At 35.9% G+C, this 15967-nt stretch carries 11 protein-coding genes; 7 read left to right on the top strand and 4 right to left on the bottom strand.

Translation table 11 applies throughout. The features are described from left to right. Positions 1-97: 97 nt before the first annotated feature. From AACU98_RS12225 to nagK, 4 genes are all read right to left on the bottom strand, one after another. Entirely contained in the window at positions 98-763 is a 666-nt protein-coding gene (locus AACU98_RS12225) for a DUF1120 domain-containing protein (RefSeq protein WP_012368617.1), read from the bottom strand. Positions 764-1060: 297 nt separating this feature from the next. Further along, a complete protein-coding gene (locus AACU98_RS12230) occupies positions 1061-1465 on the bottom strand; it encodes a YgiW/YdeI family stress tolerance OB fold protein (RefSeq protein WP_004249797.1) in 405 nt (134 codons plus the stop codon). Between the two features lie 148 nt (positions 1466-1613). Next, a complete protein-coding gene (locus AACU98_RS12235; protein WP_017628739.1) occupies positions 1614-2198 on the bottom strand; it encodes a rhomboid family intramembrane serine protease in 585 nt (194 codons plus the stop codon). A 94-nt stretch (positions 2199-2292) separates the two neighbouring features. Next, on the bottom strand, positions 2293-3204 hold the full coding sequence (gene nagK, locus AACU98_RS12240) for an N-acetylglucosamine kinase (RefSeq protein ID WP_161734800.1): 912 nt from the start codon (positions 3202-3204) through the stop codon (positions 2293-2295). A gap of 1437 nt (positions 3205-4641) precedes the next feature. Here nagK and AACU98_RS12245 point away from each other — a divergent pair. The 7 genes from AACU98_RS12245 (at position 4642) to galU (ending at position 15913) form a co-directional block, all read left to right on the top strand. Next, positions 4642-5037 (top strand): hypothetical protein, encoded by a 396-nt coding sequence (locus AACU98_RS12245; RefSeq protein ID WP_004246554.1) that lies wholly within the window; start codon positions 4642-4644, stop codon positions 5035-5037. A gap of 147 nt (positions 5038-5184) precedes the next feature. Next, positions 5185-7299, top strand: a complete 2115-nt coding sequence (gene bcsA, locus AACU98_RS12250; protein ID WP_161734803.1) for a UDP-forming cellulose synthase catalytic subunit — start codon at positions 5185-5187, stop codon at positions 7297-7299. 2 nt (positions 7300-7301) lie between these two features. Continuing rightward, positions 7302-9650 (top strand): cellulose biosynthesis cyclic di-GMP-binding regulatory protein BcsB, encoded by a 2349-nt coding sequence (gene bcsB / locus AACU98_RS12255; RefSeq protein ID WP_161734806.1) that lies wholly within the window; start codon positions 7302-7304, stop codon positions 9648-9650. A gap of 10 nt (positions 9651-9660) precedes the next feature. Next, entirely contained in the window at positions 9661-13347 is a 3687-nt protein-coding gene (locus AACU98_RS12260; RefSeq protein WP_161734808.1) for a cellulose biosynthesis protein BcsC, read from the top strand. Positions 13348-13362: 15 nt separating this feature from the next. Continuing rightward, entirely contained in the window at positions 13363-13833 is a 471-nt protein-coding gene (bcsD, locus tag AACU98_RS12265) for a cellulose biosynthesis protein BcsD (RefSeq protein ID WP_017628733.1), read from the top strand. A 38-nt stretch (positions 13834-13871) separates the two neighbouring features. Next, a complete protein-coding gene (locus tag AACU98_RS12270; RefSeq protein ID WP_049203069.1) occupies positions 13872-14777 on the top strand; it encodes a sensor domain-containing diguanylate cyclase in 906 nt (301 codons plus the stop codon). 173 nt (positions 14778-14950) lie between these two features. Continuing rightward, positions 14951-15913 (top strand): UTP--glucose-1-phosphate uridylyltransferase GalU, encoded by a 963-nt coding sequence (galU, locus tag AACU98_RS12275; protein WP_004249967.1) that lies wholly within the window; start codon positions 14951-14953, stop codon positions 15911-15913. Positions 15914-15967: the final 54 nt, after the last annotated feature.

Below are 15967 nucleotides of genomic sequence, written 5' to 3' on the forward strand. Positions count from 1 at the left end.
TGTTTGAGTATTTAAATACGAGTCTTATTATAATGAATGAAAAAACATATAATAAAAAGTGTAAGATAATTGTTAAATACCTTACACTTTATTAATATTAAATACCAAATTGAAATGTCAAAGTGGCTAAGCCATCTAATTCAGCTTCGCCTTCGATTTTTTTCATTTGGCTATTAATGACGGGTTTGACTTCAAAGTCAGCAGCAAAAGATTTTCCTGCAACAGATGTCTTACCAGGCAAAGCCCAACCATACTCACTTTGTTTATGAATTAATGTATTAGGAACTGATGTCGTGGCGTTGTTAGATTTGATATAAGCTTTTTCAAACTTACTACCATCTTCTTTTTTGACAGTGGCATTGCTGATATTGATGGTGTAATAGCCTACTTTTGTTTCTGCATTTTTTCCATCATCTTTATTTTTAAATTGATAGTGACCTAAACCAAAGAAGGCTTCACTTTCTTGGCTCTGTGTTCCTAATCTATTATCTGTTGCAACAAAAGCTAAATAAGTACTTGAATCACAAGAAATAACAATGTTTTTTGATTGACCTGCTAACTTTAAGTCACCCTTTTCAGGGAAAAGACCTGGAGTGATATCAAAGTTGTAGATGATTGTGGCTTCTTGCTCTTCATTATTGATAGTACAAGTCGGAGGCTTGATCCTTCCTGTGACTTTTAATTTAGCAATAGGGTTAGCTGCTAAAGTAGTACCGCTGGATAATGCTAATAAAGAAATTGCTAATAAATATTTTTTAAACATACATCCTCCTATGGCGGTATAGTAATTTATCAAATTATAGCCGTCATTTTTTGATGTGTTTTGTTTTTTTATAAAAAATATTTAATAATTACGTGATTTAAGTATTTTTTCTTACTTAAAATAAAAACAATCAAAAAAGCTTTTGTGGCGGAGATAACAATAAAATGGTGGCGCTATATTGTTCATAGTTCAATGGTAAATTGATGAAGGAAGCATCAATGGATAAGGATAAAAGAAGGGAATAAATAAAAAGACACATAATGTTTTAATCTTTATGTGTCTTTTTAAAGAGTATAGTTATTTAACAATGCTCAGTTGTTTTACATCGATTTCAGTACTTGTCCACTCTTTATCGATCTTACCTTCAATTTTTACGGTATTCTCAGGCGTAACGGTTTGACCACGCCATCTTTTTTGGTCTATTTCAACATTAATAGCACCTGTTGTGTCTTCAAAAACATAAAGCTCATCACCAATTTTTTTGGTGATTTTGCCTGTTAAAATAACCCAAGTATCATCTGAAAGTGTTTTTGCTTTAGCAACGGTGGTTTCGCTAATTGAAGGACCTTTAAATCCACCTTGCTCTGTGGTGGTGATAGCGCTTTGTGGGGCAACAAAACCACCACTATTTTGTTGGTTTGAATTGGCTTGAGATGCAAAAGCCAATGTACTACCAATTAATAAAACTAGTATTTTTTTCATAATAGGCTCGCTTATTGGTTTAAACATTCACTTAGAGATAGATTAATTCTAGTTCAATTCTTCCTATAAAAATGCATATTAAAGTAAATATTGGTATTAATATATCAATTTTATCAACTTGTTATTGATAAATGATGGTGTAATTATTTCATTTTATTATTTCTACTACACGGCTTTTCCGACGAATGATTTTTCTTGCACACCAAGCATAAAGCAACCCAGAGATAACGCCCGCGATATGTGATTCTGTAGAAACCCCTAATTGCCCGGGGATTAATCCATAAGCCATAGAGCCGTAATAAAACAGCACAAATAAGGCGATGACGATATCGATAATTTTATGGCGAGTAAAAGCATGGGCAATTAGCAGTGACCATAATCCAAAGATCCACCCACTTGCACCGACATGAATAGCGTTACGCCCAAACAACCAAACTAATAACCCACTGATGATAATGATAAAAATACTTGAATAGCAATATTCTCGTAATGACTGTGTCATCAATAAAAAGCTAAGTATAAGAAAAGGTAATAAATTACTAAAAAGGTGAGACCATGAGCCATGAATAAAAGGTGAAATAAAGATACCGAATAAACCTTCGCTGCTTCTTGGAATAATACCATATTGAAGAAGATGGACAGGGAAGAGGCTCCCTATAATTTGTAATAAGAAAAGAAGGATAGTTAAACCACCGAGAATATAAATTCTTCTTTTTAGCCAGAGACGATCCATAACGATAAGCCTTTATTGTAGGTGATGACCTTTATTTATGAATCTACTGTAAAGAGAAGAGCCTTTCTGTTAGATGGCTCTTCTTCTATTATATTCAGTCTAATAAATTTAAGCAGGCAGCTCCTCTTGCTCCACCCGCATCACCATAACGTGCTTTTTCTATTGTTGGAATTTGTGTATTACCGTATACACAATGTGAGAGATAATCCGGTAATAAGGTATACAGTGCGTCAAATTGTGATAAACCGCCACCAATAACAATTAAATGTGGGTCAAGTACAGTCAGAATATTACTAAGGTAAATTGCTAATACTTTCATATAGCGGTCAACATGCTGTTGGGTCTGTTCATCACCTTGATAATATTGTGCAACGATATCTACCGCTCTTTGTGGTGAGCCATTAAAGGCTTTATACATACGTTCAAAACCACGACCAGATAAATAAGTCTCAAAGCAGGCTTTTCTACCACAACCACACAATATTTTTGGCATGGTCTCACCAATCACATTATCAGCATCTACATTAAGATTCATGTGACCTATTTCACCGGCAATACCATTTTTACCAGAGAGTACTTTGCCATCAATGACAAAACCACCGCCAACACCCGTACCTAATATTAAACCCAGTACTGAAGGATAATGATGAAATTCAGGATCCCATGCTTCTGATAAGGCAAAACAGTTAGCATCATTCTCAACTTTGACGGGGCGTTCAAGAATATTAGCCAGATCGTGGATCATCGGTTTATATTTGGCAGCAGGCACGTTGGTGGTAAATACAGTTCCTTCTTTTGCGTTGACGATGCCAGGAACACCGATACCTATTTTTCCTTTACAGCCTAAATCATTATCAGCTTCTAAAGTGAGTGTTTTAAAAACATTTAATAGAGCTTGATAATCATTCTTTGGCGTTGGTACACGTTTTTGCCATACTTGAGTCAGATCTTTATCAAAAACGGCGAGCTCGATTTTTGTGCCGCCCATATCAAAACCATAATACATATCAGTCTCTTAGTTATCCTGTAAATGTAATCCGTAGCTTAATTAAATAGAGAAGAAGCTATGGTGCTTAATGGTCATCACTTCAGTTAACGCGTTTTTTCTCTGTCTATTACTTCCACAGATTATAAGATTTATCACTATTTATTAAAGATAGCATAGAAACAATCGTAGATAAGCGCATTTTGTGATCTTGTCAGGAGGTGAAACGTTTTTTCTAACCCCATTTTTAATAGAAAAAACTATCATAAAATGACTAGTTTTTAGATTTTAATAAAGAAAATATGGATTAATATGATAGGAATACTCTTAAAAGGAGTGGTTCCGAAAATGTTATCGTTAACATTATATCTAAAATAGATGGTTGTTATTTGATGTATTTTTATTAGTATAAAAACGTAGTTAAGTGCTATTTAATGATATAAAAAAACAAAAATATACGTATTAATACTTGTATATAGTAATAGTATCTACAAGGTGTGCATTATTTATTATAAATCAGTCAGTTAAAGATTCATTGTTATTATAGTGTTAAAGTTAATTAATGTATTCGTATCTAGTATATTTATTCTTTTTATTAAGTATTATTAACAATATTATTTAATACGTAAAATATAATCTTGGTTAATTATCCTGATTTTATGGTTAATGATAGTTGTTTTTCCTATTAATAAACAATAAAGAATATTGTTATTAAATCATCTCTTTTAAGTTATTTTTTTTAGATTATCTTAATGGGTCTGAATAAATAAAGTTATTTTCTTTTTATAGCATGACAATGTGTTAGCTACTCTATGAAAAAAATACACTTTTCGCTTATAAAAATGTGTCTTTTTTTGATGATGATCAACACAAAAAAACAACATCGCATTTTGCTTTGTGAGCCATATTTTACATTTAAAAAAGATCAGTAGCTGAAAAATTTCATATTACTTTTCTCAATGTTTTTTCTTCTTAGAATAAATCATATTACAAGGTAATAATTACAGGATTTTATTTTTATAAAATTTATACAATTTGTTATTAGTTTTATTACGTTATTAGATGGGGAATTAACCTGCTTTTTTACGTTAAAAAGAGACTTTTTTTTTGTGTTTTTCATTAACATTGTATTAAGTAAAAATACACAGTTAGATAAAATACAATCTGAGCGAAAAATAGTTATTTTGAAGGCGTTGTATTTCCTATTAAAATAATTATACAATTCAAATTAAATAATCATTACTTACAATTAGACAGTGTCTTTTTATTAGATGAAATATTTTACAAGTAAAATTACTCTGCATGATTTAGGTTTGTATAAATAAATGAAAGTTGTCCTGCAACTCTTAGGTGTTAGCTTTTAAATAAGCTTATTTTAATTGTTTTTGTATCCTTATCTTGGTGAGGTTTTTAATTGTTTGACAAGGTATTAGGTGCGATTATTTAAGGGTTCATATTATGTATGATGATATAGATAATTTAAAAAATAAGTTTCAGGAAGAGGGGTTTACTTTTCAAGATTTCTCTTCTCAAACGACAGGTAATATAGCCTGTAATATTAGTAATAGTGTTATAAATCAACAGGATAATAAAGACTCCCTATCAGGGGATAATGAAGAGTTCTTGAATATATCTAAAGTTAAAAAGAGACAAAAACAAACAGCTAATATAGCGACTTCTCTTTCTTATTCACAAGATTTAGCCTCGGAAGTAAAAGAAAAAAATAGAGTTAATAAGCAAAGTAAGTGTTTGCTAGATAATCAGTTATTTGAAAAAAAAACCACAGATAAGTGCCTAGTAAATGAAAAGCTCTCATTGCAAAAGATATTTTTATTTATTGCATCAGCTAATTAAACAAGCTCTTAAATATAAATAATATTGACTTATGTCAATTTATAGCTATTGGTATTTTCTTTTTTTAAAAGAATTTATTGGTCTATCGTACCAAGAATGAATTTTTTCTTAAAAAAGAAAATAATAGCAATGGCAAGGTACGGGGTTATGAATAAATTATTTAAACTATTAATAACAGTTTTTTTATTAATAACAATGTTTTCGCTTATTGTTATGCCAATGAGTGCTAAACAACAATATATATTTGGTATAATTAATATTCTGCTGTTATTTATTATTGGCTCTAAAAAGTCAAAAAAACGATTATTAACAATGATTTTTTTATCATTGTTAATGTCTACACGTTATCTGTATTGGCGAGCAACCCACACACTTAATTTTAATACCTCTATTGAAGGGATATTGGGTACAGGATTATTTTTGGCTGAGATCTACTCTTGGATTATTTTAGTTTTAGGTTATTTCCAAACAGCTTGGCCATTAAATAGAAAAATAGCGCCATTACCAAAAGATATCTCGTTATGGCCAACAGTGGATATTTATGTACCCACATATAACGAAAGTTTAGATGTGGTACGTGATACGGTTTTAGCTGCACAAGGTATTGATTATCCAAAAGATAAAATGAAAGTTTATCTTTTGGATGATGGTAGCCGTGAAGAGTTTAAACAATTCGCCAATGATGTTGGTGTGACTTATATTGAGCGTGAAGAGCACGATCACGCTAAGGCAGGTAATCTAAATCACGCAATGGCATTAACTGATGGTGAGCTTATTTGCGTCTTTGATTGTGACCATATCTCTACCCGTATATTTTTACAGGCAACGGTGGGTTATTTCCTTGAAGATCCAAAATTAGCTTTGGTGCAAACACCACACTATTTTTATTCACCCGATCCTTTTGAACGTAATTTAAGTGCCGCCAAAAACGGCCCTCACGAAGGTGCACTTTTTTATGGACCTGTTCAACGAGGTAATGATAATTGGAATGCAACCTTCTTCTGTGGTTCATGTGCGGTAATGCGTCGTAGCGCCCTAGAAGAAATTGGTGGTATTGCGGTTGAGACAGTCACAGAAGATGCCCATACGGCATTAAAATTACAACGTTTAGGTTGGAATTCGGCATTTATTGATATTCCTTTAGCTGCAGGTCTAGCAACAGAGCGTTTAGCATTACATGTTAATCAACGTATTCGTTGGGCTAGAGGAATGACACAAATCTTTCGTGTTGATAACCCTATGTTAGGCCGTGGCTTAACGTTTCCTCAGCGGTTATGTTATCTCAATGCGATGATGCATTTTCAGTATGGATTGCCTCGGATTATCTTTTTAACCGCACCTTTACTGTTTATGTTATTCAACCTCAATATTATCGCCTCTTCTGCCAGTATGATTTTTGCCTTTGCATTACCACATTTAATTATGTCGGTGTATGTAAACTCACGAAATATTGGTAAATATCGCTATTCTTTCTGGGGAGAAATCTATGAAACAGTGATGGCATTTAGTTTAGTACTGCCTACATTGCTCAGTTTAGTCTCGCCTAAATTAGGTAAATTTAATGTCACTGATAAAGGCGATTTGCTTGATAAAAGCTATATGGATTATCTAACGGTACGCCCTTTGATTATTACTGCTCTGCTTCTAGTTATGGGTATTTCATGGGTCATCATTCGTTATTTATTAAATGATTTTCAAGGCATCGACCCTTTAGTCATTGTATTGAATTTGGTTTGGGCAACTTATAGTTTATTTATTGTGTTGGCATCGATCGCAGTAGGTAAAGAAACACGCCAAATTCGTAAAAATACCCGCATTAAGGCATCACTTCCTATCACTTTACATTTTGATGATGGCGCTGAATTACAAACTACCACTGAAGATATTTCTATGGGGGGAGTGCGTATTGCGATTAATAAAATAGCTGAATTACGCCAGCGTACCGTTAATAGCATTACGTTAATGGTGCAACGTGATGTTGTTACGCTTCCTGTGGAAATGGTCAGTTTAGAAAATAGCCAGTTACGTCTCGCTTTTTTACCAATGGATTTAAATCTACGCCGTAAGTTAGTACGGGTGATCTTTGGTCGAGCAGATGCTTGGGTTCATCAAACACAATATCAAGACAAACCATTAAAAGAGTTAGGTGCTATCACTGGCTGTATTTTTGAGTTGTTCTTTGGTCGTCGTCAAAAAGTAAAAGCACCGGTAAAAAGAACAAAAACCTCTCTCTCTGTGCAATCTATTAATGGGGATGACTAGGTATGAAAAAGAAACTGACATCAATACTAAGTCTGACGGTTATTGCCATGGCGAGTATTCATTTTTGCTATGCGACAACAGGAATGCTAGAGCTAGATGGTGAAGTATTACCAGAGCCAACATCTTATACTCATCCGCCACTACAACCCACAGTAAGTACGCAACTATTTGATGATGTTGCACTCTCCGAGGCGCGTAATATTGAAGAGCAGTTAACATTAGCTCAAATGGGGAGTCCATCACCAATAGTATTATCCGGTCGACGTTTATTATCCGGCGTGACATTTCGTATGGCAAATGATCTGTTTATCGATAGTGCGACACTCACCATGAAAGTGAAAGCTTCATCGGGATTAGTGCAAGCCGATCAAACGTTACATTTGATGCTAAATGGTCAACCTATGGGATTTTTGCCTTTAGAAGAAGGTGAGCAAGAACATGAGTATATGTTAGAAATCCCTGAAATGATGTTGACCAATGTAAACAACTTGAGTTTTCGCCTTGCCAGTCGCGATGCTTTAGATGAAAAGCAGTGTATGCCTCCTTTAGCTGATGAGTTAAGTTTGGTGATTTCGCCCGATTCATCATTAAATTATCGAGGTCGTTGGATTAATGGCGGGTATAGCTTGGAACGACTGCCCCTACCGTTCTTTGATCCTGACAGAATGACAGCGACCTCGTTACCTATTGTTTTAGCCGATAAACCAGATAATGGGCAGGTAACAGCTGCCGCTATTGCTGCTTCTTGGTTTGGTAGTTTTAGTCATGATATTAAACAAATAGATTTACCTGTATTAATGAATCAACTACCTGATAGCGATGGTGTTTTAATTGGTTATGCCGGACAGACTATTGCAGGTATTACCTTACCATCAGGAAAAAATGGGCAGCTCACAATAGTCGATAACCCTGTTGATCCCGTATTTAAATTATTACTGATTAGCGGTGATGATGAAAAAACATTACGTCAAGCTGCATGGGCATTAAATAGTGGCAAATTACCACCAAATGACCAATTAACGGTTGCTGCTCAACATATTCCGGTACGTCAGGATTATGATGCCCCACGTTGGTTAAATACCAATCATCCCGTAACATTGGGTGAGATAGCTCATGGTCGTGATGATTTTACTCGCCAAGGAATAAATCATGCTCCTAATCAATTTTCGTTTCGTGTCTCACCCGATCTCTTTTGGTGGGATGGAGATGCGCTACCTTTAGATCTGCAATATGTTTTTCCTCATTCAGATAAAATAAATAGCCGTCGCTCTTCGCTAATTGCATCTTTAAACCATCAATTTATTGGTGCGTTATATCCTTCTCGTTCAGAGCCATTAGGAATATTAAGGCAGTGGTTAGGGATGGAGAGTGCACAGCAAAGTAGTACGCTTTATTTAGATCCACGACAAATCTACAGTCAAAATCAATTAGAGTTCTATTTTGATTTACGTGAATATGATGATGCACCCTGTATTTTAACGGATGGCCAAGGATTGATTAGTCGTATTGATCCGCAATCAACCTTACAATTTAAAAATACGTGGCACTATTCCAGAATGCCTAATTTAGCCTATTTTTCAGGTGCATCGTTCCCATTTAGTCGCCGGGCAGATTTTTCTCAAACCACATTATTATTGCCAGAAAACCCCACAACTGAAGAGCTATATACGTTAGTTAATTTAATGGCGAGATCGGGCTATTCAACCGGTACACCTGTTTCTTATATTTCTGTTTTTCTTGGTGCGCAAGCCTTAGAAAAAAATCAGTTAGCACAAAAAGATATCTTGGCGATTGGAGAGTTAGGTAGTAACGGCTTTTTGCCAAGTGCTTTTTCACAAAAAACCTTCTCTTTTATAAATAACCAACTTGAGATCCAATCTCCCTCATTGATAGATAAAGCTAAAAGTTGGTTAGCCGGTGATCCATTATCACCAAGTAGTGATGCGGCAAATTATCTTGCTCCGTTAAATGATTGGCGGGGAATGATGAGTTTTATCTCTCCTTGGGCTAAAGATCGTGTGGTTGTTTTAGTGACTGCAAAAGGTAATGACTCAATTAAAAACATCATTGGTGATTTGAACCATGCAAATGTCAATGCCGCTATTAAAGGGGATCTGACTTTAATTAGTGGTCAAGATACGGTGATGAGCTTCCATTTAGGAGAACATTTTTCACAGGGAGACCTGCCTCTATTACAGCAATTTCTTTGGTATTGCACCAGACATGTCTATTTGCTTGGCATGTTGGCAGTCGGTTTTTGTGCGCTAACAGGGAGCGTGGTTTATTGCTGGTTACAACGCCGCTCAACGCGTCGCCTGAGTGAAATATCAAAGCGTCATGTTGATAAATAGGGGGAATAAAATGAAAAAACAGACACTTAATATGATTGTTAAAGTGATTTATGCCAGTTGCTTATTAGGCGTTACCCATTCCACGCTTGCTAATGCAACAGATGCGAATATTGTCAGCTCGTTAATAGAGCAAGCAAATTACTGGCATGGAAAAGCGCATGATGAACGTGCTATTGAAGCGCTACAAAAAGTGCTGATCATGGAAAATAATAATCAAGATGCGCTGTATTTAATGGCTTTTTTTACTGCGCAACAAGGAAATGAAAAACAAGCCAGCTATTGGCGTGAAAAACTGGCACGGATTGCACCTCAAGATCCGCGTATTGCGGGATTAAAAAATATTCGCTCATCTCAATTTAGTGAACAACAATTGGGTTACGCGAGAGAATTAGCCCAAAAAGGGCAACATGAAGAGGCAATAAAAGCCTATCAGCGCTTATTTGTCACACATGAACCACCTGATACGCTATCACTTGAATATTATCAAACTATGGCTGGAATACCGGCAATGTTGCCACAAGCGATTGCTGGGTTAAAACAACGTGCTCAGCGGATGCCAGATAATAAAGAAACACAAAAAGCATTAGGATTAACATTAACTTATAACGAAGAAACTCGCCGTGAAGGGATTGCTATTTTAAGTAAGATTTCTGGTGATGAAACGGCGAAAAATGGATTAAGACAAGCCTTACTATGGCTTAATGTACGTCCTGATGATGAAGGGCTGTATCAATCTTATCTACAAACTAATCCTAACGATAAAGCTATTGCACAGCATTACCAAGGAGCAATACAAGGTAATGCCCGACAAGCAGGTTATGAAGCGCTAAACACAGGCAACCTAAAGCAAGCAACAACTTACTTTAAACAAGCATTAACGGTCGATAGTCAAGATGCTCAAGCGTTAGCAGGATTAGGTTATGTGGCTCTACGTTCAGGTGATTTGGCAACCGGACAAAAGTTATTAAACCAAGCCTCTCAGTCAGGGGGGGAACAAGGGCAAAAATGGAAACAACAAGCAGAGGATGCGGGTTTTTATTCTCAATTACGAGAAGTGCAACGACAAGCTAAGCAAGGTAATACTCAGCAAGCACTGGATAAATTATTACCTTTAACTCACTCATCGGGTGAAAAAGGATTATCAGCACATTTATTGCAAGCGGATTTATTGCGCAAACAAGGTAATTTACCTGCTGCTTATCAGCTATTATCTGAACTATATCAACAGCATAGTCAAAATGAAAAAGTTATTTCCGCATATTACTACTTGCTTATTCAACAAGGAAAAAACAGCCAAGCTGAGCAGTTAGTAGCAAAACAACCCGCATCTTTACGACAAAAATTAACGGCAAATACTGATCCATCAGAAAGATTACGTCGTGATGCGCAAAAGGCGTTAGAAAATGGTCATCGCACTCAGGCAAGACAATTATTAACTCAGGCACAACGTAAAAACCCGCAAAATAATTGGGTATACCTTGATTTAGCCCGTTTAATGATAGCCGAAGGTGATAAAACGCAAGCGGATCAGCTCATTTTACAACTTGAACGTCGTCAAACATGTGATGCCAATTATATTGCAGCGCTCTTTTATGTTGAACAAAAACAGTGGGATAAAGTTTTTACCCTACTGAACAATCAACCTCAACAAACTGAGGCGGAAAAAGCGTTATTAGAGAGAGCGCGTTTTTATCGTCAACTGACACAAGCTGAGCGTTACTATAAAACGGGCAATCTCGTTGCGATGCGCAATACGCTGCGCCCTTTAATCAACCAAGTGGCTGATTATCCAAATGATGTAGGGGAATTAGCTGAAAAACTGGTAAATAGTGGTGCACAAGATGAAGCACTGCGATTGATTGAAAATGATCTGGCTAAAGGGACTAAAGGCTCCGTGGGAAATTATGCAGGGCATATCAATGTGTTTAATGCGTTAGGACGTTATGCACAAGCCTCGAGCTTGATTAATGATCCCGCATTACAGCAACAAACGCCAGCAGCCGAGAAACAACGTTTAGCTATACTGACAAATGTTGCGCAAGCGGATAGTTTACGGGAAAAAGGTGAAATCAAAGCCGCTTATCAAACTCTCGTCACCTCATTAAAGGTAAGTCCTGATGATCCAGACTTATTAATGGCTTTAAGTCGTGTGTATTTAGCGCAATCTATGCCAGAGCAATCAAATAAAATTCTCTCTTACCTTGAAAAACAGCAAGGGAGAGATAGCAAATTACTTCAAGCACAAATTGAAGTTGCTCTGGCGCAAAAAGACGGTCGTAAAGCCAAAACACTGTTACAACAAATACCGACATCTTCACAACCTGCTTATCTATTACAAGCAGCACAAGTAGCGCAATTAAACGGTGAAAATCGTCAGGCATTGGCGTTATTGCGTAGCGCACAATGGCAAACGACAAATAACACAACAGGTACGGTGAATACCGCAGCAGGGCAGTTAATGGCACTAGAGAGTGAAAATAGTGTGATGACTGGATCTATAAATGAAGATAAACAGATGGTTGCGGTTCAACGCTCCATTCGTCAATTAGAGCAGCAGATATCTCCTTGGGTACAAGGTGGTATTGCTATTCGTCATCGTAATGGTGATAAGGGATTATCAAATTTGACTGAAATATCGGCACCGATTTCTATCTCAAGTGTTCCTGGTGAAGATTGGCGCTGGCAATTTAATATTAATCCCGTTTCAATCACCAGCGGTACGGCTTCTGGAGAGCGCGCTAATCGCTTTGGCTCGGGGCAATTGCAGCATGCTGAACGTTTTGCGAAAAACAGTGAGAATCATGATGAAAAGAACAAAATAAACGCAGATGATGCGGGAAGCCAGCGGGCTTCAGGTGTTGAATTAGGATTGGTTTTATCTGATCACAATACACGTTTTGATGTTGGAACAACACCTTTGAATAAAGATAGTTCCACTATTGTTGGTGGACTGACTTACTCACCAAAAATTGGCCAAAATGGACAGTTAACATTAACCGCAGAGCGTAGAGCGATTAAAGATAGCTTACTTTCCTATATGGGACGTACCGATCCTATAACGGGAGAAACCTGGGGACAGGTCACGCGTAATGGTGCTAAAGCGCAATATGCATGGGATGATGGCAAAGTCGGTGCTTATATTGGTGGGGGATACTATAACTACCAAGGGAAAAGTGTTGAAAGTAATGAAGAGGTAAAAGTTTGGCTTGGCTCTTATGCAAACTTCTACAAAGATGAGCAACAAGAAGTCAAAGCAGGTGTTCATGTGGACTATATGAACTTTAAAAACAACCAAAATTACTTCTCATTAGGGCATGGGGGGTACTTCAGCCCACAAGATTATGTCGCTGTCTCTTTGCCTGTTGCTTATACCCGTCGTTTTGAAAAAGGAGAGGTATCGCTAAATGGTGCGATAGGGGTACAGAGTTACAAGCAAAAGGGGAGTGATTATTTTCCAACCCATGCTTATATGCAAAATGCGTTAAACAAACGTCATACGAGTGACTCACGTATTAAATCTCGTTATGAAGAGCAAGATGAAACCAATATTACCTATCGTTTAGGGCTCGATGCTAAATATTATTTAAATAAAGAGTCAGAATTAGGACTCAGCTTATCTCATGATACATCGGGTGATTATGCTGAAGATAATATGTGGTTATATCTAAAATACACCCCAGACTTTTTATCTAAATAATTAAGGAGATAAGTAATGAACCAACATGATAGCGATATATTACAGTTACCTTTTGAAAGCGGTTGGCAAGATCTGACACAACTATTATTTTTTCAAATAGTTAGTGATAACGATATTACGCAGGCCGAAAATAAATTAAGAGATATCGGGAAAGATATCGCTCAACGTTACCCATTACCTGATAGCGAAAATATCCAGTCATTAGAATCACATATTAATCAAGTTTTAACACTGTTTAAGTGGGGCTTTGTGACTATCTCTCCAGCAATGAGTGAGTTGCTATTAGTTCACTGTGCATGGCCACATTTTTCAGCAAATGAAGAGGAAGCTAATTGGCGTGCAGCGAGTGCCAGTGTATTAGAAGGGCTATATGAAGGCTGGCTTACTCATCAAGGGGGAAATGATAAAATGCATGTGCACCGTCAAGCTACAGATGCAAAAGATGCCTTTATTTTTCGTTATGCGAATAGTTCATCAAATAAATAATAAAAACTATGCTTTATTGATAAGCATAGGAGGAAAAAATGAGTGAATTAGTAATTAATAATAATATTGTTAATGACTTATTAATAAAGCAATTTACTAATTATGTATTTATGATGATAGTAACAGATATAAAAGGTAATATTATCTACGCTAATAAAAAATACTGCCAATTTAATCATATTAATTTTGAAAGTATAAAAAATAAAAGATATAACTTGTTTTATTTAGTTGATGAAAATCAAGATGTGTTTTCTAACATTAGTGATAATAAAGAGGTAATAAGATTAGAGGCAAAACACCCAAATAAAAATAAACAAGAAGTATGGGAAGATATTAATATCGTTCCAATTTTTGATAAAAATAATCTAATTTCTCATTATGCATTTTTAAGTTTAGATATCACGAATAAAGTAAAGTTAAGAAATGATTTATTAAATAAAAGCTATATTGACTCTTTAACTGGAATGGCTAACCGTCTAAGTATTATTGAAAAAATTGAACAGGAGCGATTAAATATCGCGACACCTTCATCTTTTTGTCTTGGGATTATTGATTGTGATAAATTCAAAACGATTAATGATCAATATGGCCATGCTATTGGTGATCATGTTTTATGTGAGATAGCGCAGCGTTTATTAGCCTTAGAACGCCAGCAGGTTTACTGTGGGCGACTTGGTGGCGATGAATTTGCGGTACTTTTCCCTGCTGGATTACGTTCTTGCTCTTTATTGTTATTGGAGATCATCGAATCGCTATGGCGAGGGATGGAAAAACCGATAAAAATCAATAAAGAAAAAACAATCGTTCCTTCTATTAGCTTAGGTATTGCTGAATACCCTAAGGATGGCAAGACATTATCTGAACTATTAAAGTCAGCAGATAAACAGCTTTATGCAATAAAAGAAAAAGGAGGAAATAAATACGGTTTTTATTCAGAGTATTAAATAACACTATATTTCAAATAAAAATCATTATTAATAAATAAAAATCTCCTTATCTGGAGAGGGATACTTATATTTTAAATAGAGAGTTTTTTAGAAAAGAAAATAAAAGAAAATCATTTTCAATTAACAACAATGTATTGTTTTTATATAAATAATTATTTGAGGAGTATATTATGATGAAAGCTGTTATTCCTGTCGCTGGATTAGGCACACGTATGTTACCTGCAACTAAATCCATTCCAAAAGAAATGTTACCGATAGTTGATCGTCCTTTAATTCAATATATTGTTGAAGAGTGTGCACAAGCGGGCGTTGAAGAAATTATTTTAGTGACACATTCATCTAAAAATTCAATTGCTGATCATTTTGATACCAGCTTTGAATTAGAGAATATGTTAGAGCAACGAATAAAAAATAAATTATTAAAAGAAGTTCGTTCTATTTGTCCTGAAAATGTAAAAATTATCCAAATTCGCCAAGGGCAAGCATTAGGATTAGGGCATGCCATTTGTTGTGCTCACCCTGTCATTGGTGATAATCCTTTTATTGTGTTACTCCCCGATGTGCTATTAAATTCTCACTACTGTGATCCTTGCCATGATAACTTATCTGCCATGATCAAACGCTTCCAAAAAACAGAGCGTAGCCAAATTATGGTTGAACCTGTCGCACTCACTCAAGTACATCAATATGGAATTGTTGATTGCCAAGGTGTTTTTTGTCCACAAGGTAACTGGGCGCCTATTCGTCGTATTGTGGAAAAACCTAATCCAGAACAAGCACCTTCTAATCTTTCAGTGGTGGGGCGCTATGTTTTCTCTGCAGAAATCTGGCCGTTACTCGATGGGTTGCCTGCGGGGGTTGGCGGCGAAATCCAATTAACGGATGCTATTGATCTCTTATTGAAAAAAGAGGTTGCCGAAGCTTACACCTTAGTTGGTAAATCTCATGATTGTGGTAATAAACTCGGTTATATGAAAGCCTTTGTTGAGTATGGTTTACATAATAGCGAACTGAAAGAAGAGTTCGCTCATTGGATACAAGAGTTATATGCAAAAGATGTATTATCCCAAACTATGGCCAATAATCGCCCAACACTAAAAGAAGTCGATAACAGTGTGATGACAATTTTTTGAGGCTATTTTGCAATAATCAGTAGTATGCCGACCGAGTTCATTTAGCGGTCGGCA

Origin of the sequence: Proteus sp. G4380 (assembly GCF_963885725.1) — a bacterium.
Lineage (GTDB): Bacteria > Pseudomonadota > Gammaproteobacteria > Enterobacterales > Enterobacteriaceae > Proteus > Proteus mirabilis.

Coding starts and splice junctions, on each gene's coding strand:
- AACU98_RS12225 (WP_012368617.1), bottom strand. CDS start 763: ATGTTTAAAAAATATTTATTAGCAATTTCTTTATTAGCATTATCCAGC.
- AACU98_RS12230 (WP_004249797.1), bottom strand. CDS start 1,465: ATGAAAAAAATACTAGTTTTATTAATTGGTAGTACATTGGCTTTTGCA.
- AACU98_RS12235 (WP_017628739.1), bottom strand. CDS start 2,198: ATGGATCGTCTCTGGCTAAAAAGAAGAATTTATATTCTCGGTGGTTTA.
- nagK (WP_161734800.1), bottom strand. CDS start 3,204: ATGTATTATGGTTTTGATATGGGCGGCACAAAAATCGAGCTCGCCGTT.
- AACU98_RS12245 (WP_004246554.1), top strand. CDS start 4,642: ATGTATGATGATATAGATAATTTAAAAAATAAGTTTCAGGAAGAGGGG.
- bcsA (WP_161734803.1), top strand. CDS start 5,185: ATGAATAAATTATTTAAACTATTAATAACAGTTTTTTTATTAATAACA.
- bcsB (WP_161734806.1), top strand. CDS start 7,302: ATGAAAAAGAAACTGACATCAATACTAAGTCTGACGGTTATTGCCATG.
- AACU98_RS12260 (WP_161734808.1), top strand. CDS start 9,661: ATGAAAAAACAGACACTTAATATGATTGTTAAAGTGATTTATGCCAGT.
- bcsD (WP_017628733.1), top strand. CDS start 13,363: ATGAACCAACATGATAGCGATATATTACAGTTACCTTTTGAAAGCGGT.
- AACU98_RS12270 (WP_049203069.1), top strand. CDS start 13,872: ATGAGTGAATTAGTAATTAATAATAATATTGTTAATGACTTATTAATA.
- galU (WP_004249967.1), top strand. CDS start 14,951: ATGATGAAAGCTGTTATTCCTGTCGCTGGATTAGGCACACGTATGTTA.